The organism is Pseudobacter ginsenosidimutans (assembly GCF_007970185.1).
GTDB lineage: Bacteria > Bacteroidota > Bacteroidia > Chitinophagales > Chitinophagaceae > Pseudobacter > Pseudobacter ginsenosidimutans.
The window spans coordinates 2,423,000-2,444,661 of sequence record NZ_CP042431.1; the positions used below are offsets into that span (position 1 = coordinate 2,423,000).

General features: G+C 47.7%; 18 protein-coding genes. 10 read left to right on the forward strand and 8 right to left on the reverse strand.

Annotation, left to right across the window (positions count from 1 at the left end):
* Positions 1–9: 9 nt before the first annotated feature.
* The gene (locus FSB84_RS09965) at positions 10–1,023 is read left to right on the forward strand and encodes a helix-hairpin-helix domain-containing protein (RefSeq protein ID WP_130541704.1); all 1,014 of its coding nucleotides are present in this window, start codon (positions 10–12) and stop codon (positions 1,021–1,023) included.
* Positions 1,024–1,170: 147 nt separating this feature from the next.
* Entirely contained in the window at positions 1,171–2,313 is a 1,143-nt protein-coding gene (locus FSB84_RS09970; protein ID WP_130541703.1) for an acyl-CoA dehydrogenase family protein, read from the forward strand.
* A gap of 117 nt (positions 2,314–2,430) precedes the next feature.
* On the opposite strand, the gene FSB84_RS30795 is transcribed toward FSB84_RS09970, so the two are convergent.
* From FSB84_RS30795 to FSB84_RS10005, 8 genes are all read right to left on the reverse strand, one after another.
* Positions 2,431–2,604 (reverse strand): hypothetical protein, encoded by a 174-nt coding sequence (locus tag FSB84_RS30795; protein WP_164735559.1) that lies wholly within the window; start codon positions 2,602–2,604, stop codon positions 2,431–2,433.
* A gap of 70 nt (positions 2,605–2,674) precedes the next feature.
* Complete coding sequence (gene clpX / locus FSB84_RS09975; RefSeq protein ID WP_130541702.1) at positions 2,675–3,913, reverse strand: ATP-dependent Clp protease ATP-binding subunit ClpX; 1,239 nt, start codon at positions 3,911–3,913, stop codon at positions 2,675–2,677.
* A 127-nt stretch (positions 3,914–4,040) separates the two neighbouring features.
* The gene (locus tag FSB84_RS09980) at positions 4,041–4,676 is read right to left on the reverse strand and encodes a ClpP family protease (protein ID WP_130541701.1); all 636 of its coding nucleotides are present in this window, start codon (positions 4,674–4,676) and stop codon (positions 4,041–4,043) included.
* A 27-nt stretch (positions 4,677–4,703) separates the two neighbouring features.
* Positions 4,704–5,396 carry a ClpP family protease gene (locus tag FSB84_RS09985; protein ID WP_130541700.1) on the reverse strand — a complete coding sequence of 231 codons (693 nt, stop codon included), beginning with the start codon at positions 5,394–5,396 and terminating at the stop codon, positions 4,704–4,706.
* Positions 5,397–5,705: 309 nt separating this feature from the next.
* The gene (locus tag FSB84_RS09990; protein WP_130541699.1) at positions 5,706–6,227 is read right to left on the reverse strand and encodes a CdiA C-terminal domain-containing protein; all 522 of its coding nucleotides are present in this window, start codon (positions 6,225–6,227) and stop codon (positions 5,706–5,708) included.
* 458 nt (positions 6,228–6,685) lie between these two features.
* Positions 6,686–8,065 (reverse strand): trigger factor, encoded by a 1,380-nt coding sequence (gene tig / locus FSB84_RS09995; protein ID WP_130541698.1) that lies wholly within the window; start codon positions 8,063–8,065, stop codon positions 6,686–6,688.
* A 132-nt stretch (positions 8,066–8,197) separates the two neighbouring features.
* Positions 8,198–9,016, reverse strand: a complete 819-nt coding sequence (locus FSB84_RS10000) for a universal stress protein (RefSeq protein ID WP_130541697.1) — start codon at positions 9,014–9,016, stop codon at positions 8,198–8,200.
* Positions 9,017–9,090: 74 nt separating this feature from the next.
* On the reverse strand, positions 9,091–10,590 hold the full coding sequence (locus tag FSB84_RS10005) for a hypothetical protein (RefSeq protein WP_130541696.1): 1,500 nt from the start codon (positions 10,588–10,590) through the stop codon (positions 9,091–9,093).
* A 205-nt stretch (positions 10,591–10,795) separates the two neighbouring features.
* On the opposite strand from FSB84_RS10005, the gene rbsK reads away from it, so the two are divergent.
* From rbsK to FSB84_RS10040, 8 genes are read left to right on the forward strand one after another with little or no spacing between them, the layout of a single operon-like run.
* A complete protein-coding gene (gene rbsK, locus FSB84_RS10010; RefSeq protein WP_130541695.1) occupies positions 10,796–11,740 on the forward strand; it encodes a ribokinase in 945 nt (314 codons plus the stop codon).
* A gap of 26 nt (positions 11,741–11,766) precedes the next feature.
* Positions 11,767–12,768 (forward strand): GRP family sugar transporter, encoded by a 1,002-nt coding sequence (locus FSB84_RS10015; protein ID WP_130541694.1) that lies wholly within the window; start codon positions 11,767–11,769, stop codon positions 12,766–12,768.
* Positions 12,769–12,804: 36 nt separating this feature from the next.
* On the forward strand, positions 12,805–13,965 hold the full coding sequence (locus FSB84_RS10020) for an IPT/TIG domain-containing protein (RefSeq protein ID WP_130541693.1): 1,161 nt from the start codon (positions 12,805–12,807) through the stop codon (positions 13,963–13,965).
* A 43-nt stretch (positions 13,966–14,008) separates the two neighbouring features.
* Positions 14,009–16,954, forward strand: a complete 2,946-nt coding sequence (locus FSB84_RS10025; RefSeq protein WP_207234265.1) for a SusC/RagA family TonB-linked outer membrane protein — start codon at positions 14,009–14,011, stop codon at positions 16,952–16,954.
* An 11-nt stretch (positions 16,955–16,965) separates the two neighbouring features.
* Positions 16,966–17,994 (forward strand): RagB/SusD family nutrient uptake outer membrane protein, encoded by a 1,029-nt coding sequence (locus FSB84_RS10030; RefSeq protein WP_225980036.1) that lies wholly within the window; start codon positions 16,966–16,968, stop codon positions 17,992–17,994.
* On the forward strand, positions 17,991–18,380 hold the full coding sequence (locus FSB84_RS30995; RefSeq protein WP_225980037.1) for a RagB/SusD family nutrient uptake outer membrane protein: 390 nt from the start codon (positions 17,991–17,993) through the stop codon (positions 18,378–18,380). The genes FSB84_RS10030 and FSB84_RS30995 overlap by 4 nt, the downstream gene beginning before the upstream one ends.
* Positions 18,381–18,400: 20 nt before the next feature.
* A complete protein-coding gene (locus FSB84_RS10035) occupies positions 18,401–20,032 on the forward strand; it encodes a DUF4832 domain-containing protein (RefSeq protein ID WP_130541691.1) in 1,632 nt (543 codons plus the stop codon).
* Positions 20,033–20,037: 5 nt separating this feature from the next.
* Positions 20,038–21,657, forward strand: coding sequence for a DUF4832 domain-containing protein (locus tag FSB84_RS10040; RefSeq protein ID WP_130541690.1), 1,620 nt, complete (start codon positions 20,038–20,040; stop codon positions 21,655–21,657).
* The last annotated feature ends 5 nt before the right edge of the window (positions 21,658–21,662 follow it).

Here is a 21,662-nt window from a genome sequence, read left to right on the forward strand (position 1 = left end):
GCCCTGCCTATGAAAGAAGATTGGAAAGAATATGTAAGCTTCACCAGGAAAGAGCGCAATGGAGTGATCGTATTGCTGGTGTTGATCGTATTACTCAGTGTATTGCCGTATTTCATTCCTGCGCCTGATGTAGTAGTTGATGAAGCCACTACAAAAGAATGGCGATCGAAACTGGCTGCATGGAAAAACGGAAAGAAAGGGCAGGCAAATCAGGTAAAAGAAAGGAATGAAGAGGTGGTAGCCGCCGAAACCCGCTCTGATAGCGGATCTTATGCTGCCCGGGCAACAGAAGATCATATCGGTCTTTTCCCCTTCGATCCCAATCATCTCACTGAAAGCGGCTGGAAACGCCTGGGCATTCCCGATAAAGTGATCCGCACTATTTTCAATTACATCAATAAAGGCGGGCAATTCAGAAAACCGGAAGATATTGCGCGGATCTACGGTATGCGTACTCCGGATGTGAAAAGGTTAATGCCCTGGGTGAAGATCGCTGAGAAATCCGGATTTACCGAAAAAAGCAGAAAGATGGATCGCAATGCTACCGGTACATTTACGAGGCCAACCGTTGCAGATAGTGGAAATTTTACCCGGGTAACGCTATCGCCTGTACGAAGAAAGAAATACATCCACATCGATATCAATACAGCGGATACCAGTGCCTGGATGAATTTCCCCGGCATCGGTAGCCGCCTCGCATTCCGTATTGTTCAGTATCGTGAAAAACTCGGAGGATTCCATAGTCCCGATCAGGTGGGAGAAACCTGGGCGCTGCCTGATTCCACCTTTCAAAAAATCAGGCCCTGGCTGCAATGCAATACCGGAGTTTTCCGGAAGCTGTCAATCAACACAGCGGGCATTGAAGAATTGAAACAACATCCATATCTGCGCTGGCAACTGGCCAATGCGATTGTGCAATACCGTCAGCAACATGGCCCATTCCGGTCGGCAGCAGATTTGCAGCAGATCATACTGATCACACCGCTTCTGATCACGAGAATTGCGCCGTATATTGAGTACTGACATCCCTCTTAAATTACAAATACCCGGCAATCGCTATCTGGCAAGGGAAATGAGCTTTAGAAAAATATTGCTAACGAATGTTAGTTATATTCACCCGGATCCCATATCTTGCACTTGCCTTTAACGATTGTTGTCAATAGATTACGTATGAATTTTCAAAAAGCTGAACTGACAGAACAAGTAGCCCAGACCGCCGCAGAGTTTGCTAAGCAACACATCAAACCCCATGTAATGGAGTGGGATGAAAGCCAGGAATTTCCACTGAATACTTTCAGGGAAATGGGCAAGCTCGGACTGATGGGCGTTCTTGTACCTGAGGAATACGGAGGAGCTGGTCTCAGTTACTTTGAATATGTTGCCATTATTCAGGAGATCGCCAAAGTATGTGGTTCAGTTGGTTTGAGCCTTGCTGCTCACAATTCCCTCTGTACTGGTCATATCATGACCTTTGGAAATGCGGAGCAAAAGAAAAAGTATTTACCCAGGCTGGCCACGGCAGAGTGGCTGGGCGCCTGGGGGCTTACCGAGCCCAATACAGGCAGTGATGCCGGTAATATGCAAACCACCGCGGTGCGGGATGGGGACCACTGGGTCCTCAACGGCACCAAGTGCTGGATCACGCATGGGATCAGCGGAGATGTAGCCGTGGTGATCGCCAGGACCGGCGAACCCAGAAGCAGCGGTAACGCAACTGCGTTTATTGTTGAACGTGGTACTCCAGGATTCAGCGGTGGTAAGAAAGAGAATAAACTCGGTATGCGCGCCAGTGAAACGGCAGAGATGATCTTCGATAATTGCCGGATCCCCGATGCCAACCGATTGGGTGAAGTGGGAGATGGTTTCAGGCAATCGCTTAAGATCCTCGATGGCGGAAGGATTTCCATCGCGGCCCTCTCCCTCGGAATTGCGAAGGGTGCATATGAGGCCGCATTGAAATACTCGAAAGAGCGTTACCAGTTTGATCAGCCGATCGCTAATTTCCAGGGTATCTCTTTCAAGCTGGCTGATATGGCCACCGAGATCGCTGCTGCTGAAATGCTGACGATGCAAGCCTGTTCATTGAAAATTGCCGGGGAAAAAATGACCAAGGAATCCGCCATGGCAAAATATTATGCCAGTGAAGTTGCTGTGAAAGTGAGCAACGAAGCGGTGCAGATCTTCGGCGGTTATGGTTATACGAAAGATTTCCCTGCTGAAAAATATTATCGCGATAGCAAGCTCTGCACTATCGGCGAAGGCACTTCCGAAATTCAGAAACTGGTTATTGCCAGGGAAGTGCTGGGAAAGTAGTTTTGTCTGTCATGTCTTGTTCGGCCCCCGAATGGTTGCGGGGGCTTTTTTATTTCGGGGCGATGATACGGACAGGCATAAAAAAACCGGCATCGCTGCCGGCCTTCCATTCATTGATCAGGGCATGAAATCATCATCCTGTTTTGGGCCATACTTGGCAAACATCTTATCGATAGCGCCACCGAACATCGGGATCTTCTCCTTCGCATAATTCTTGATCACTTCAATGGCTTTGAGCGCCTGGGCTTCTGTAAGCCCTTCCGCCATCAGCTTTTCAATGAGTTCTTTCATGATACTTTTTTTTTGAAAAACAATGCCGGGTTTCCCCGGCACTGCTATATTGAATGAATTGAAATTCTGTTTATGCAACTTTCAGCATGCTCATTTTGCTCTTGTCGAATTTCTTCTGTGCGTACTCAAGTGTAAGGTTGAATACAGTTTGTTTGGAAGATGGCATTTCGAACATTGCATCAGTTAAGATGCTTTCGCAGATGCTGCGCAGACCGCGGGCGCCGAGCTTGTACTCGATGGCTTTTTCCACCATGAAGTCCAGCACATCGTTCTCCACATTGAGTTGGATGCCTTCCAGCTCGAACAATTTCTTGTATTGTTTGATGAGGGCATTCTTAGGCTCGGTAAGGATGGAGCGGAGTGTTTCTGCGTCCAGCGGATTGAGGTGTGTAACCACCGGCAGACGTCCCAGCAATTCAGGGATCAGGCCAAATGATTTCAGATCTGTTGCAGTGATGTACTGCAGCAGGTTCTTCTTCATTGTTTCCTGCAATTCTTTATTCACGTTGAATCCGATGGCATTGGTGTTCACACGGCGTGCGATCACCCTGTCGATACCATCAAATGCGCCACCGCAAATGAAGAGGATATTCTGCGTGTTGATCTTGATCAGTTTTTGCTCAGGGTGTTTGCGGCCTCCCTGTGGAGGAACCAGTACGTCGGTGCCTTCCAGCAGTTTGAGCAGCCCCTGTTGAACGCCTTCACCGCTTACATCGCGGGTGATGGAAGGATTGTCGCCTTTACGTGCGATCTTATCGATCTCATCGATATAAACAATTCCTCTTTCGGCAGCAGGCACATCGTAATTACAAACCTGGAGCAACCTGGTGAGGATGCTTTCCACGTCTTCACCCACATAACCTGCTTCCGTAAATACAGTAGCATCTACGATTGCGAAAGGAACGTTCAGTAATTTTGCGATGGTTTTAGCCAGCAGGGTTTTACCGGTTCCGGTTTCACCCACCATTACGATATTGCTTTTCTCAATATCGATCTCACTATCGCTTGTTTTTTGCTGAAGACGTTTATAGTGGTTATAAACGGCAACGGACAATACCTTTTTGGCATCATCCTGACCGATCACATATTCGTCGAGGAACTTTTTCACTTCCATCGGCTTCTTCACGTTCAGCTTGAAGGAAGAGGGAGCGGGAGTGGTTTCGCTGCGGATCATGAGCTCCTGCTCGATGATTTCCTGTGCGTGCTCCACGCAGTTTTCGCATATATGTCCTTCCTGACCGGCAATGAGGATCTTCACTTCATCGCGGCTGCGGCCACAAAAGGAACAATGCAGGGTTGTCTTTGCCATAATAATACTTACTCTCCGGTTACAAAGGTATCTAAATGAATTCCCAAATCCCAATTAAATAGGTCATAGGGTTGTTAATGCCCTGTTTTTCACGAAATTGGGATTTGGGAATCTGATTATGAGTGCCTTATAACTTGTCTGTTATTTGATCAACGATGCCGTAATCGATAGATTCCTTGGCATCCATCCAGTAATCGCGATCGAAATCTTTCATCACCTGTTCGAATTTTTTGCCGGTGTTTTCGGCCAGGATTCGGGCGCTCACTTCTTTCACACGTTTGGTTTGTTTGGCCTGGATTTCCAGATCAGCGCTTACACCCTGAATATGGCCACCGAGACTGGGCTGGTGGATCATCACTTCTCCGTGAGGATAGATGAAACGTCTGCCTTTGGCGCCACCGCTGAGGAGGATGGAACCCATGCTGGCTGCAAGGCCCATACAGATTGTGCTCACCGGGCTCTTGATCAGTTTCATGGTATCATAGATCACCATTCCACTGGTAACGATGCCACCGGGACTGTTGATAAAGAACTTGATCTCCTGACCGGGCTTGTCTGCATCCAGCAGGAGGAGTTTGGTGGTAACGTCGCGGGCGGATTTGTCGTCCACCACGCCCCAGAGATAAACGGCGCGTGTATCGAAGAAATATTTTTCCAGCTTTTTGCTGAACATCATCAGGTCAGATTTCGGCGCTTCTTCTTTTTCTTCATCCTCATCGTCCATACGATAAGGGGTCGTCAAATATTGTGAATACTTGCTCATGCTATTCAGTTAATGTTTTTAGTAAGGTTAGTCTTTCTTTTCCTTGCGTGGGTTGATCAGCAATACTTCATCCACCAGTCCGTATTCTTTGGCTTCATCAGATGTAAGCCAGTAGTCACGGTCGCTGTCTTTCTCGATCGTCTTCACCGGTTTGCCGGTATGGTAGGCAATGATATCATACAGGTTCTTCTTGATCTTGCGGATCTCGTTCACTGTGATATCGATATCGCTGGCCTGGCCTCCGATAGCTCCGCTGGGTTGGTGCATCATCACACGGCTATGCCTGAGCGCAGTACGTTTTCCGTTGGTACCTGCGCAGAGCAGTACGGCTGCCATACTTGCTGCCATACCGATACAGATGGTGCTTACATCGGGAGTGATGTATTGCATGGTATCGTACACGCCGAGGCCGGAGTAAACGGATCCGCCGGGTGAGTTGATGTACATCTGAATATCGCGGTGACGGTCTGTACTTTCCAGGAACAGCATTTGTGCTGTGACGATGTTGGCCACTTCATCGTTGATGGGATAGCCGAGGAAGATGATACGGTCCATCATTAAACGGCTGTATACGTCCATAACAGCAATATTCATTGGACGTTCTTCGATGATATTGGGAGTGAGGTTAGTGACCTGGTATTTTTGATAAGAGTCCAGGGTATTGCTCGAAATGCCCCTGTGTTTCACTGCATATTTTTCAAATTCTTTTCCAAGGTTCATAACGTATTCCTATTGATTTAGTTAGCAATATAAGTCATTTGGGAAATCAAAGACCGTGCTACTTCAAAAATCCGACATTTTGCCACAAAATCAAGGCTGGAGAGGGAAATTACAGGATTTTATTATCAAGAATTGTCAGAGGCGGGCAGGTTGGGGTGACGGAAAGGGGAATCTTGATTCCAGACAAGAAAACAAGAAAATGTTAAGACTGGAGAGACTATGTAAGCTACTATGTAATAAATTTGTATTGCTTCTTACATTTGTTTGAGGCTGCTTTTGACTACGGTTCGAAGCCACGCGGCACGGCAATTACGTTATTTGTGATTGCCGTGTTTGTTTTTTAGGTATTCTATAATTTAAGATACCTGTGGTCTTCTTGATACTTCTATTGCGGTTTGGTTGAAATGCGCCAATAATTCCCTTCTTAACATCCTGGATTGTATACTCCCGGCTACAAAGATTTATGATTACAATGGCAGCTTTTTGTTTGGCTGCACTTTCAATGAATCTACTGATAGTTGCTTTTCTGACTGGTATATTTCTTTCTGGTTTCTTGAAATCGGCAATCCACCTGCCGTTAATTCTGTCGTCAGGATCCTTACTGCCAGTTACATCCGAAAGAAATTTGAATCTTAATTTCGTGTCGTCTGGAAAAAGTACAGGTAACAATTGCACATGGAAACCATTATCAGCAAGTACAATTGCTGCTTCAATATTATCTACACTATCGTGGCCGCTTGTATACGTATGTTCATCAACACATCCCCCGCGGGAAGATGTGTAAATTCTTACGTAAAAACTATGTCCTGACCGGATGCCTGGCTTTATCAATTGACAGAGGTTTAGTTTCGGGCAGGGTGTAGGGGCTTATGAATCCACTGCATACATGTTTGTGCGCGAATATTCATCGCCGTTAATTAGGTAATTGATGATCTGAATCAAGTTTCGATAAGTTGAATTCATAAAAAGCAATCTTCTTTTTATTACAACATTTGATAAATGAATAAAAGTGAGTAATTGATTCCAGGCAAGAAATCTAATAGTCATTACCTGGTTATTCTTAACGAGACAAAAGATATATTACATTCTAATGCTTTTGACTTCGGTTCGAAGCCTACGCAGAACGGCAATCGCTTGGATGAAGTGATTGCCGTCCCTGTTTATGTTTATTCCAGACTCTTAGATCCCAATTGATTGCAAGTAAATGACTGGAATCAAGTTCGAAAATATCCCACAAAAAAAAGAGTGTGCCTTCCGACACACTCTCTCACTATTCTAAACCATCTCTACTAATGATGATGGTGTTGGTGTTTTTCCAGTTCTTTCGTGAACTCGTCAACAGAAACTGGTTTATCAGTTGCGTTCACTTGTGTTTCTGCCCATCCGAAAACTTTCTCAGTTTGCACGCGATGGTAAGCATCCTCAACAAACTTCCTGTCCTGCATCATACGGTTCACGTAGTCTGTGATCCATGGTTGCTCAGGATCTCCCATGTTCATGCCCATGTATCCGAACAGTTGTTGCTTGGCGAAGTTCTGAATGTCTTCAGGTTTCACTTCCACGCCATGCTCACGAACGATCTTGTCGATGATCACAGTCCATTTCAGTTGGTTGGCAAAAGTGGGGAACTCCTGCTCAGCCTGTTCTGCTGTTTTAGGTTGTTCGCCGCCTTGCTGGATCCAGCGTTTCAGGAATGTTTCAGGGAACTCGATCTTGGTATGGTCCAGTAACACGTGGTAAACCTCGTGTTGAAGGTGGTTGCTGGCTTGTTTATCCCAGTATGACTGGATCTCTTCTTTCACTGCATTGCGGAAACCGGCTTCGTCCTTGATCTCTTTGCCGGGGAATGCTGCGTTGAAGAATTCTTCATTCAGTTCAGCTTTCTCAACCAGTCCAACTTTGGTGATCATCATTTTGAAGAACTTGTTGGCAGCTTCTGCATCGTGCTTATCGAAACCGAGGTCTCCGAGGATCCACTCTCTTTCTTTTTCATCGAATGCTGCGCTGATCTGGAGAACAACGGAATCATCTTTCTTCTTGCCATTGAGGCCTGGGCGGAAAGATGCGTTGAAATATTTAACGAGGAGGCTATTGTCTTTCTTTACACCGCCTTCCACTTCGTTACCATTGGCGTCGGTTTCAACGAAAGAAACGTTCAACACGTTATCGTCGCCGGTTACGGATTCAGGTTCGGTCATTTTTCCGTGACGCATACGAAGACGATCTTCTTCTTCATTGATCATTTCTTCGGTTACGTTCACTTTGTAGCGGGTCATTTTTTCCTTGCCGAGGTCAGCCACTTTGAAATCGGGTTTCAGGCCAATTTCGAATGCGAAAGCGTATTCAGCAGGCTCGTTCATGTTGATCTGACGGGCATCATTCTCAGACATGGGAAGAGGCTGGGCGAAGATCTCCAGGTTCTCTTTCGTCATGTAGTCAGTCAGTTCTTTTTCCACCGTGCGGAGCACCTCATCAGTGAAAACCGACTGGCCATGCATCTTCTTGATCATGCCGGTAGGTACCATACCCTTGCGGAAACCGGGGATATTGGCGGTTTTACTATATTGTTTCAAAGCCTTTTCAAATGAAGGCAGGTAATCGTCCTTTGCTACTTTTACTGTGATCTTGTCGTTCAGCAGCCCTATATTCTCTCTGGTAACGGTTGCCATATTACAATTTTTAATTGGGGTGCAAAGGTATGGAAACTCGCGCTGAATTAGGCAAATAACCCAAAAAGATGGGCTAAGCATCAGAATTTTATGGCTTTTTTGGAGAATCCTGGGGCTTCAGAATGGGGTTGACTATTCCTTGTCGTGCAAAATCAGCAGTGGGATACTGGTTTCATAGGCCATGGCGGTGGTATGGCTTTTGGAAAATACCCGCTCGAAAAAATTATGTCTGTGCGCGATCATCGCCAGCAGTTCCGCCGGATGTTGCAATAAATATTCGCTGATCCCGCGGGTTACACTGGAGTCTTCGGTTGTTACCCAGGTCACTTGCCTGCCATTGAAAATGGCTTCGAGCGCGGTTTTGCCAGCCCCGGAATTTTCCTTGGCCTCGGAAGGGCTCTGCACATGGAGAAGCGAGAACCGGCTCTGGTAGCTTGCGGCCAGGTCGAGCAGTGGTTGAAAGAGAGCCGGACCGGAAGGGTCATTGAGGTCGTAGGCGTATGTAATATGTTGTATGGGCTGGTATGTAGCTTTGTCCGGGATCACCAGTACAGGCACTTTCACTTTGCGGATCACATTGGTAGTGGTGGAGCCGATGATTTTGTCGAGCCCGCCGGCTCCCTTCATACCCATTACTATTATATCGGAGTTCTTGTCTTTGGCCAGCTGTTTGATCTCGTCTGAAGCGATACCGATCTGCACCAGCCATTCCACTTCTATCTTATAGGTATCATGCAACTGGTCTGCTTCCTTTTTGATCAGCGCTTCATTCTCTTTCTGCATCTCGTCTGCCGTAACCATTACATAAGGTACTTCGCTCACCGGAGTGGGTAACATATAAGCATGGAACAATACCAGTTTTGCATTGAATTGTTTTGCCAGTTCAGCTGCGTAGATGGCGGCATTCCGTGAAACAGGAGAGAAGTCAACAGGAACAAGGATATTTTGCATAGTATCGAGTTTGTATAAAGTTACGCGCAACCGGCGACATATTTATTGCAAACTCTTCTAATAATGGGCCTTCTTCATTGCTTCCTGACCGGTTGCATGCTTTGTTTCATCCATTCTGCAAAATCAAAGTACCGAAGTAACTGTTGTTCATATTTATCGTTTTGCAGTAGTTCTATTTTTGACAATTGTTTTTTGAGAGCGGCTGGTATTACAAAACGTTTCCCTCTTGCTGGCATAGAAGGTAGCAGTTTGAGCAACAGCAATTCTGTTTGTAATCTGGGCGATTGCGGCCGGTGAAAGAAGCGGCTATAGCTGCGGATCTCATAATCAATATACTCTGTATCTCCCTGCTCAAAGTGAATGATGAGGTTGAGGAGCCGGGCTGCTTTGCAGATCAGCAGCGTGGGTTGTGGCTTATGAAGTTGAATTACTTCGCCAAGCCATTTGTGTGCTTTCTTCAGATCGCCACTACCGAAATGCGCAAGTGCTGCGTAGAAATGAAGCTCCCATTGCTTTTCTTCATTTACCATTGCATAGGCAGTAACCAGGTCTTTACCGCTGTCCTGCAATAATTGCCTGGCATTTTCATATTGCCCACGGGCGGTGAGTATGGCCAGCCTGGCCGCCAGCATGGATTTTCGGAGCTGGTATTTGAAGTATTCAGGATAAGGCTGCTGGAACAATTGCTCCAGCCTGGTGGAATAATAATCGATCTCATCATAATTCTTCAGCATACAGAGGCTGGTGATGATGCCATCCAGCGCAGAGAGATAATCCAGGGGAGGATGATCCAGCAATGAAAGATTGTCTTCAAACAATTTATTGAGCTCACGGTATGTCTTAAGCGCAGAAGGGAAGTCGCCCACATTGGTAAGAAAATAGGATTGGAATAACAGGTGCAGTTTTTGCGCGGCGAAATTATTCTTCATCTTGCCTGTCATCAGGATCATTTCGCTCAGCATAAGATCATTGAGCTTTTTGCGATGCTCATCGGAAAGTATCTGACCGGCGTGGAGCAGCCTGTACTTCATCAATTCAAAAAGTGAATGATGGTCCTGCACATGGTTCACATGTTTCAGCAGCTCTTTGGCCTTCATCTGCGTTTGAACCAGCTGGTTATCGCTGACGCCCGAAAAGCCGCTACCGGACAGGTGATCCAGCTCATACCTGTACGTAAGGTATTCGATAAAATATTGTTGGTGCTGGCTTGCATTTTCGCGTATGCGTTTCAGTTCCTTGTAGCCTTCTTCCGGCAATGCCCGTTCCTGCAGCACTTTTACGCGCATGATGCCCTGGAACAATTGAAAGAATCCATCTTTCTGTACGCGCGACTGAATAAGACAATCCGTGAGTATGCGTAGTAGGTACCGTGCAGTATTATCGATATTGCTTTTGGGAAAAGCAGTCTTGAAAGATTGGATGATGGTTTCCGGTTGCGGGCCATCGTTACAAATAATATCGAAGAGCTCCTGGTAATCCCGCGGACCGGATTGCTGACGGGTATTGAGCTTGAAAAATCGTTTCTCCGGACCCGATAGTGATTGTACCAGGCGGATGGCAGGCAGCAGGGACATACGTGTGTATTTTCATCTTAAAAATAAGGAATTGTAGCAAAATGGTATTCAATAATATTCTATTTTTCAAATAGTTAGAAAGTATAATAATGAAATAACAGGATTTCAGGATTCCCAATTGATCGTTTTTTTGGTGCGTTCTTCCACATAAACAACCAATACATTTGGTTCCTAACGATTCGATTTTTCTACTAATCAGCTCTATATGAAATCAGGCAAAATTGTAGTGGTAGGCAGCTCCAATATGGATATGGTGGTGAAGACAGACCATATTCCCGTACCCGGTGAAACTGTTCTTTCCGGATCCTTCTTCATGAATGCCGGTGGCAAAGGGGCCAACCAGGCAGTAGCAGTAGCCCGTCTCGGTGGCGAAGTTGTTTTTATCTCCAAACTCGGTAATGATCTTTTCGGCAAACAGTTCTCACAACTGTTCAGCAGTGAAGGCATCGATACATCCCATCTCAGGTTTGATGATGAGCGTCCGTCCGGCGTTGCATTGATCACGGTTGACAAAGCAGGCGAGAACAGTATTGTAGTGGCTTCAGGCGCCAATGCTTATCTCGGCGATGAAGATATTGTTTCCGCCCTGCGCGAAATTGAATCTGCAGGTATCGTATTGCTGCAATTGGAAATTCCGCTCACTACGGTACAGCATGTAATTGCTTATGCAGCTGAGAGGAATGTGAAAGTGATCCTCAATCCCGCACCTGCAGCGAGTCTGCCAAAAGAGATGCTGGCGCAGATCGATATCCTCACACCCAACAAAACGGAAGCAGGTATGCTGGCAGGAATGGAAGTAACCGATATCGATTCCGCAGGCCGTGCAGCAAAAGCCATCTGCAATATGGGCGTGAAGAATGTGGTGGTAACGATGGGCCCGCTCGGCGCTGTGATCTGCGACGGCACAAATATCAACCTGGTGAAGACACGCGAAGTGGAAACAGTGGATACCACCGCAGCAGGCGACGTGTTCAACGGCGCACTGGCTGTTGCGCTGGCAGAAGGTCGTGAGCTGGAAGCCGCTGTAGGCTTCGCTTGTGAAGCAGCGGCCATCTCTGTGACCAGGCTGGGTGCACAGTCATCCATTCCGCATCGCAATGAACTGGTGGCTGTGCAACTCAATTTCACCAGTCCCAATTCCGTGAACTAATCGCTCACCCTACTAATTGCTGTCATATGTTTTTTGTTGAAAGTTATCCCCTGGCCATTGTGTTCTGCGTCATCACCATGTTGTGTTGGGGCTCCTGGGCCAATACCCAAAAACTCGCTGCCGGAAAATGGCGCTATGAATTGTTTTACTGGGATTATGTGATCGGTATCTTTTTGTTTTCCCTGCTCGCAGCTCTCACTATGGGCAGTACCGGGGAGCAGGGCCGTTCCTTCCTGCCTGATCTGCAACAGGCTTCCGGCGCCAATATCGGAAGCGCCTTGCTGGGAGGAATTATTTTCAATCTCGCTAACATATTGCTGAGCTCTGCTATCGCCATTGCAGGAATGTCTGTTGCATTTCCGGTAGGTATCGGCCTGGCGTTGGTGGTGGGTGTGATCATCAATTATGCGAACCATCAGAAAGGTGATCCGTTATTACTTTTTGCCGGAGTGGCATTGGTATCGCTGGCCATCATTCTCAATGCGATCGCTTACAGGAAAAAATCGGCCACAGTTTCCAAAGCAGGAGCGAAAGGAATTGTTTTGTCGATCGTTGCCGGATTGCTGATGTCTTTCTTCTATCCATTTGTTGCGGGAAGTATGGACCTGGATAATTTCGTAAATCCTGAAGCCAGCAAAATGACGCCCTACACGGCTTCCGTGATCTTCGCCGCAGGCATCCTGCTCAGTAATTTTTTGTTCAATACTATCATGATGAAGCGCCCGCTGGAAGGAGCGTCCATCAGTTACACCGAATATTTCAAAGGCCGTTTATCCTTACACTTTATCGGCATACTGGGCGGTTCCATCTGGGCCCTCGGAAATCTTTTCAATCTGATCGCGGCAGGGAAAGCCGGTCCGGCTATTTCATACGGACTGGGACAGGGGGCAACGTTAGTGGCCGCTGTATGGGGCGTATTGATCTGGAAAGAATTTGCCGGAAGTTCCAAACAAGTGAAAAACCTGATCGCTGCCATGTTCCTCCTCTTTGTAATAGGACTGGGACTGGTGATTGCAGCAGGTCTCTGATAGTTTAAACTCCTGAATCAAATAAACGATTGCTATATGAAAAAGATAACGATTTGCCTGATCGGCGTCTTGCTGGCAGCTGTTTTCAGCTCCTGTGAAAAAGACGATGATCCCGCTCCTGTTCCCATCGCCCCGATCCTCAAGAAAGTGATCTTCCCCGGCGAGAACGATGTAATGCCCGGCCGACCTGCTACTATCAGGGGACTGGGATTCGACCCTTCCGATAAAGTGTTCATCGAAGATGAGCAAAAAATGACCGAAGTACAACTGTTAAGTGTAACCGATGAAGCCATGGTGATCATGGTGCCGGCAGATGCAGGCGGTGTGTACACGGTAACCATCGAGCGCGCCGGTAAACAAACCACACTCGACGGAGAATTGAAGGTTCCATTCGTGATCGTACTGGAAGATCTTGTAATGCCCGCCATGCCATTTGCTGCAGGCGCCACTGTAAGTATCGGAGCTGAAGGATTCGAAGCAGGCGATATGATCCAGCTCACAGCGCCTTTCTATCCCGCCAATAAAGTGATCTCCATTCCCACCTCTGTTACACCTGAAGGGATCAGCTTTCAATTACCTGCAGATGCTTATGGTGCGAATACCGTAATCGCAACCCGAGGTACACAACGCAAAACCATCCTGGGAACTATCGGAATTCAGGTGAGCGTTGGCGATGAAGTCGGCGGAGGTGTAGTGTATTATACGGACAACAATAAGCTTCACGGTTATATCGTCAACAAATCCAATACAGGAACTCCCACGCAGCAGTTCGGTCCATCTGCCGCTATCGCTTATGCAGCGGGCACCAGCAAGGACCTGGGCGCCGGGAAGACCAATACCTCCAAACTGGTTGCGAAGATGATCAGCTTCCGTCAGAATTTTTCCAACTGGAATGGAAAGAAAACAGCCGCCGAGCTCTGCGATGAACTGAGCGTAACTGTCAACGGCGATGTGTACGACGACTGGTTCCTTCCCAGCCAGCAGGAGCTGATCGAAATGTTCAGAGTGAAGAGCATGCTGGGAACCCATGGTGCATCTGTACCTGCCAACAATTACTGGAGCTCCAGTGAGGGCGATGGCGATGCCGCCGGCTGGTCTGCCTTCTATGTGAACTTCTATGAAGCCACCCAGATCGTTTCGGGCAATTCCGATAAAGAAGGCTGGCAGATCGGTATTCGCGCCATCCGCGCATTCTGATCTTTCGAGTAACTGACTTCCATTCATCTCCAACATACAGCGTATGTACAAGAAAATTTTCTTTATAGCCATTTGTTTGTGCATTACCGTTATGGTGCATGCACAGGAAAAGATCAGCGGGCTGGTCACCGATGAAAGTAACCTCCCGTTGTCCGGTGTTTCTGTAACCATCAAGAATTCCAATCGTGGCGCCAGTACCGATGCTTCGGGCAGGTACAACCTGCAGGCATCGAAAGGTGAGACCCTCGAGTTTTCCCACACGGGCATGGTCACGAAATCAATTGTGATCGGAGCAAACAATACCATCAATGTACAACTGATCCGTGCAGCCGTTGACCTCAACGATGTAGTGGTTATCGGTTATGGTTCCACGAAGAAGAGCGATCTCACCGGCTCCGTAGCTACTATCAAACCGGATGGACTCAAGAACGCAAGGGTAGGAACCGCCACCAGCGCGCTTCAGGGCCTGGCGGCAGGTGTATTTGTTACAACAGGATCAGTGAAGCCCGGCGGCGATGCTTCCGTGGTGATCCGCGGTTCCGGCTCACTCCGAGCAGGCAACGGTCCGCTCTATATCGTGGATGGGATGCCGGTAGAAGGCGGATTGCAGGATCTTTCTCCCGGAGATATCGAGTCCATCGAAGTATTGAAAGATGCGAGCTCTGCCGCCATCTACGGCTCTCGCGGATCCAATGGTGTGATCCTCGTTACCACAAGAAAAGGACTCAAAGGCCGCGGACGTGTTACCCTCAATATCAACGGTGGTACACAGCGCATGCTCAATAAACAGGACATGATGAATGCACAGCAATACTATGAGCTGGCATCGAAAGCCATCCCTGATTATAGCTGGACCTCCGAAGAACTTCGACAGCTCAGTCGCGGTGAAAGTACAGACTGGCAGGATGCTATCACCCAGAACGGCCGATTCAACAACTATAATCTTGGCATCTCCGGTGGTAACGAAAAAGTAACGCATTTCTTCGGCGCTGATTTTTATGATCAGATCGGAACCATCAAGAATTCTTCTTTCCGGAAAGTGACGCTCCGCTATAACATGGACGCACAAACCACCGACTGGCTGAAATCCGGGATCCGCTTCAACGTGATCGAATCCAAACTCAGGAATATCAATGAAGAAGATGATTCTGGCTATGGCACCATGTTCAGCGCCATCAGCTCCCAGCCTACTGCTCCTATCTATACAGCTAACGGAGAATATTTCGACGGTTTCCTCAATACAAAAGCCAATCCTGTTGCGATTGTTGACCTGATGGATAAGAACACTGCCAAAACACGCGCGGTGGGTTCTGTGTATTTTGAAATAGAGCCCATCAAAAACTTAAAGATCCGTTCAGAGAATGGCGGCGAACTGGAGTTCTTCAATGTGAATTCTTATGAAGATGGAAGGATGGGACAGCATTATCCCGATGGTGGCCACGCCGTAAAATTCAATGGCAAGAAAAGATATGTGCAAACGGAAAATACCGCTACCTACCTTTTTGATCTCGGTAAGCAGCACAGGTTCACCGTGATGGGCGGATTTGCTGCATCGAAATATGATTACGAAAGCACAACAGCCGATTCAAAGAATCTTTCTCCTATTCTCGGTTACAATAATCTCGGTGGCGCGCAGAACCACGGACCCAACGGCTCTTACGCTTCTGCCTCCACGCTCACTTCATACTTTGGCCGTGTCAACTATAATTTCGACAGTCGTTACCTGCTAACGGTGACCATGAGACGAGATGGTTCCAGCCGCTTTGCGCCGGGTATGCAATGGGGCGTATTCCCTTCTGCGGCCCTGGCCTGGAGGATCTCACAGGAGTCCTTCATGAAGGATATCGATGTGGTGAGTGAGCTGAAACTCAGGCTGAGTGCCGGTAAGCTCGGTAACCAGAATATTGGTGATTACGCATATGCAGCTACTATCAGCCAGGGCGGCGAATGGTCTGATTATGTTTTCGGTGGCAACCTCGCTACGGGATCAGTGCAGAATACCATCTCCAATCCCAACCTCACCTGGGAAAAAGCCAATCAGTTTGATATCGGTCTTGATTTCGGTTTCTTCCAGAACCGTATTGCCGGTACCATCGATGCCTATTATAAGAAAACAACGGACCTGCTCTGGCTGGTGCCACTGCCCATCGAATCAGGATTCGATAATTCACTCACCAATATCGGGCAGATCGATAACAAGGGAATTGAATTCTCCATCAGCACCGTGAACATCAACACAAAGGATTTCACCTGGACTACCGCCGGTAATATCTCTTACAACCAGAACAAGATCGCTGCGCTCTATGCAGGCAAACAGGATGTGAACAAATCACTCTTTGTAGGTCAGCCGATCAATGTGTTCTACATGCTGAAGTCCGATGGCATCTGGCAGACGAAAGATGCGGCAGAGGCAGCGAAATACAATGCACAACCCGGCGACCGGAAGATCGTTGATCTGAAGAATGATGGCGTGATCAATGGAGACGACAGAACTTTTGCCGGCGTAGCTGTTCCTAAATATTATGGCAGCTTCACCAATACCTTCAAGTACAAAGGCATCGAGTTGTCTGCCTTCTTCACCTATGCAGGCGGACATATGATCAACAATTCGCTCAACCGCTACCTGAACTCTTTCAATACCTGGGGAAATATGAGTGTTGATTATTACAATAGTTACTGGACGCCCACCCGCCCCAGCATGCGTTATCCTGCTCCCCGCGTGGGAAGCGCTTATGCCAATGGCGATGGCACCGATGCCAACCTGCAAAAAGGAGATTACCTGCGACTGCGCAATATAGAGCTGGCATATAATTTCTCAGCCGACAGTTTCCTGCGCCGCATCAAAGCCACCGGTATGCGTGTGTACGCTTCCGTTCAGAATGCTTATACCTGGACGCGCTTCACCGGTTTTGATGTGGAGTCCGGAGATAACACCAATCCATACCCGAATGCCAGAACATTCATGGCTGGCCTTTCCATCAACTTTTAATCAATTGCGATATGAAAAAGAATTATTTCATCATTATAGTTGCCTTGCTGGCACTGGGCAGTTGCAAAAAGTTCCTGACCGAAGATCCGCGCAGTATCCAGACGCCGGAGAATGCTTACAATACGCCGGAAGACTGGCAGAAGACCCTGAATGCCGCCTATGGCGCCATGCAGCGCCTGTTTGTGGGAAAGTATACCATTACGCTCGGTGAATTCGGTACCGATGAAGTGGAGCCCTACGATCTCGGCTGGGCCGCCTACTCGGAATTGAAAATGTACACTTTCAATGCAGGCCATCCTTTCTTCCAGGACCATTATCGTGTCTGCTATGAAGGGGTGAAGAGAAGCAATGCCGTGATCGATATGCCATCAGGAGTGGTGGATGCCGGTACCCGCGACCTGATGATTGCACAGGCGAAATTCCTACGCGCTGTCTATTATTTCGATCTTGTAAAAATGTACGGCGGCGTTCCCCTCTGGGTGAAATCTTCCATCGATGGCGAGATCATGAAGCCCCGTGCCACTGCCGATGAAGTGTACCAGTTGATAGTACAGGATATGAAAGATGCGGAAGCTGTTTTGCCTCCCACCTGGAGCAATGCTGCTGATAAAGGACGCGCTACAACTTATGCTGCATCTGCCTTCCTGGCTCGTATCTACCTGCAATGGGGTAAGCCGGCAGAAGCGCTCCCTTATTGCAATAAGCTCAACGGGAAATTCCATTTGTACAATAATCTGAAAGATATTTTCGATCCGAAGAACAAGAACGCAGAGTACGAGAATATATTCGAAGTGCAGTTCCGCCACTCCGGATCCTGGGGACTGGAAGGCAGCATCCAGCACAGCTACTGGGGCCACGCGGTGTGGGCGGTCCCACCAATTTCGGTGGCTGGGGCGGATTCGGTCCAACCAATTATGTATACAACAGCTATGCTGCCAATGATAAGCGTAAAGCTGCTTTCTTCCTCACTACCTATAACGGTGTTACTCAATCGCCTGCTACCAATAACAAATTCTGGGATCCTGAATTCGGAAATGTGATCGAAGATGATAACCTCAACTTCATCCTGATCCGTTATGCCGATGTATTGCTGATGAAGGCGGAAGCATTGAATGCTATCAAGGATGCGTCCTCTGCCAAATACGATGCACTCAATGAAGTGCGTCGCCGTGCAAATATCAATGAGATCACAGCTGCGGATAACCTCACTGAAGCGCAGTTTGCAGAGGTGGTTTTGCAGGAACGCCTGCATGAGCTTTGCTTCGAGCACCTGCGCCGATTTGACCTGATCCGCTTTGGTAAACTGAAGTCTTACCTGAAAGACCGGATGGATATCGAGATCCAGGACTATCATGTGCTGTATCCCATTCCACAGGCAGCGATGGATGCCAATGAAGCGATCAAAGACAATAATCCAGGTTATTAATCCCTGTCAAAAACTAAGCAATGAAATCAATTTCGATCATAAAGAATAGCCTGGCAGTGGCCTCCTTTGCTTTGCTGGCTACCGGTTGCAAGAAACCCGGGGCTGAAACATTTCCTGACGTGGAAGTGCAGCCGAAAGTGGAAGTAGCCAACGGTATCGTTACTGTGCATCCATCTGAATATACCGGCGCCATTCGCAACCCTATGAAAGGTTTCCGCGAATTCATCGGGGCCGGCATTGATCCCAAACGTGCTGATTATCCCTATCCATATGGCACCCTCATCAAAGAGTACATGCAATGGAATATGTTGGAGAACAATGCAGCTGACGGGGTGGATAAGATCATTGCGTATAGTAATCACCGTTGGGAAGGCGTGGAGGATATCAATATGAAAGTGATCCCCCGCATTTACATCGTATGGATGGAGCCCTGGCACGGAGGTGTAGCCAAGAATACTTATACCAATCACCCTGATGATCTCAATGGCTGGCACTGGCCCGCCGATATACCCGGACAAACTCGTCCGGCCGATCCCACACAACCGATCTCCGGAGGATATTACTATCCAACATTCCAGGACCGCGTAAAAGCGCTGGTGGCCAAAGCAGGCGAAGCCTGGGACAATGATCCGCGCGTGGCTTACGTGGAAATGGGCATCATCGGCGAATGGGGCGAACAACACGATCCCAATATCAGCACTTACTGGGCGCCGCATGATGAGCCCGCACATGTTGCCAACCGGACATGGGTACCTGGTATCGAAAAAACATTAGGCGATGCATTCACATCTGCTTTCAAGAATAAGAAAGTGATGGTGCGTTATGCCTATGATTTCAAAGATTATGAATTCGGCATCTATTGGGACAGCTGGAGTCAGCCCGAAGAACAGGTTCGTGGTTATGATGAAATGAAAAAACTCGGCGACCGATGGAAAACCCAACCCATCGGCGGAGAGATCACCTGGAACTGGGGTGGCCTTTCCAAATTCCATACATTCGAGGAAGTGGTGGCCGATGCCGCCACCAGAACAACTGTGATTGAGCAGATCCGCAACCTTCACAATAATCACCTTGGCGGCATTACCTGGGCGGATTTCAACAATACGCAATTCAAGGTAAATGCGGAATTGCTGCAGAAATCGATGGGTTACAATTATGTGTTATCTGATTTCGCCTATCCTGGAAAAATAGAAAAGAATAAACCGTTCAAAGTCTCTTTCAAAGTGGTGAACAACGGCTCCTCTCCTTTCTATTACAACTGGCCCGTGGAAATCTCACTGCTGAACAAGCGTACCAAAAAGAAAGTATGGAGCCAGACGCTCGATGGCGTGAACATTTCAGAATGGATGCCGGGAGACGACTGGGATAAATCCACGAACAAGTACAGGATCGCGCCGCCTGTTCATAATATCGAAAAAGAGATCACCCTGGATACCGACCTGCCGGAGCAAGAATATGTGATCGCCGTTTCCGTACTGGATCCTGCAGGCATGGAGCCTTCTTTACGTTTTGCGGTACAGAATTATTTTATCGGTGGCCGTCATCCGATGGGCTATATCGGCATCAATAAGGAATTGGAGAACTATGAAATTCCGGAAACCGATTTTCGCGATATGAAAGATGACCGTACCCTGAAATACAAAAAACAATAACAGGCATGCTATTTACAATAAAGAATATCTCTGCCGCGCTGGGCCTGTCTGTTTTGTTCCAGCAAGCCATTGCACAGCCCAATACGGCTATGCTGAATAACGGTATGGTACAAGTGCAATTGAGCGAGTACCAGCCCGCCTTCCGAAATCCCATGAAAGGATTCCGGGAGTTTTTCCAGCCTGGAGTAGATAAGATACGTGCTTCCTATCCGTACCCTTATGGAAGCATCATCAAGGAATACATGCAGTGGAATATGATCGAGAACGATGCCGATGATGGCATCGATAAAATAATTGCATACAGCAATCATCGCTGGAAAGGAATGGAGGCGATGAACATGAAAGTAATTCCGAGAGTCTATCTCGTTTGGGTAGAGCCCTGGCATGGTGGGCGCCCCAAGGATCCCAACAATCCGGATGATCTTACAGGAACTCATTGGCCAAATGGTATACCCGAAGAAAGCAGTCCGTATAAGCAGAATGTTGGGAACTGGGGCGCCCACGTTGACCCGGCCGACAAGACCAAACCCATAACCGGCGGCTATTTCGATCCTGCGTTCCCTGAACGCGTGAAGAAGCTGGTGGAGAAGATCGGCAAAGCCTGGGACAATGATCCCCGTGTGGCTTACGTGGAGATGGGCATCATCGGCGAATGGGGTGAACATCATGATCCTGATCTGTCTACCTACTGGGCTCCCCACGATGAACCTGATCATGTAGTTAACAGAACCTGGATACCTGGCATGGAAAAAGTGCTGGGCGATGCATTCACCAAAGCTTTCAAAAATAAAAAAGTGATGGTGCGCTATGCCTACGAATTCAAGAATTATGAATTCGGCATCTACTGGGACTCCTGGAGCCAGCCCGATGAGGATGTACGTGGCTATGCAGAAATGCGCAAGCTCGGCGATCGCTGGAAAACACAGCCTATTGGCGGGGAGATCACCTGGAACTGGGGAACACTCGGCAAATTCAAAAGCTTTGAACAGGTGGTACTGGACCCTGAGTTCTTCAAACTAACGATGAAGCAGATACGTAATTTGCATTGTAATCATCTGGGTGGCATCACCTGGGCCAATTTCGATGAACCAAAATTCATGGCCACTGCCGGCGTGCTTCAAAAAGCAATGGGTTATCGCTTTGTATTGAATAAAGCCCAATATTCACCAAGGGTGGATAATGGAAAAATGCTCAACCTGCGCTTCGATCTTACCAATACCGGCTCTTCACCTTTCTATTACAAATGGCCGGTGCAAGTAGTATTGCTGGAGCCGCGCACACTACAGCCCGTTTGGAGCAGTACCTTGAAAAAAGTGGACATCAGTAAATGGATGCCCGGCGATGAATGGGACGAAGCCAAACAGCAATATAGTATCGCTGCTCCTGTATATGTTATAGATCAGCAGATAAAACTGAATGGCGTATCGAAGGGGAAATATATTTTGGCACTGAGCGTGAATGATCCTGCCGGTAACAAGCCATCACTTCGCTTTGCGAATGGCGGTTATCTGGCGGGTGGTTACACTGCGCTGGGCATGATTGGTGTTGGGCAGGATGTACAGGATTTTGCTGTGCCCAATTCCAACATCAGCGATATTCAATCAGATACGAGTTTAAGTTATTAGCAAGC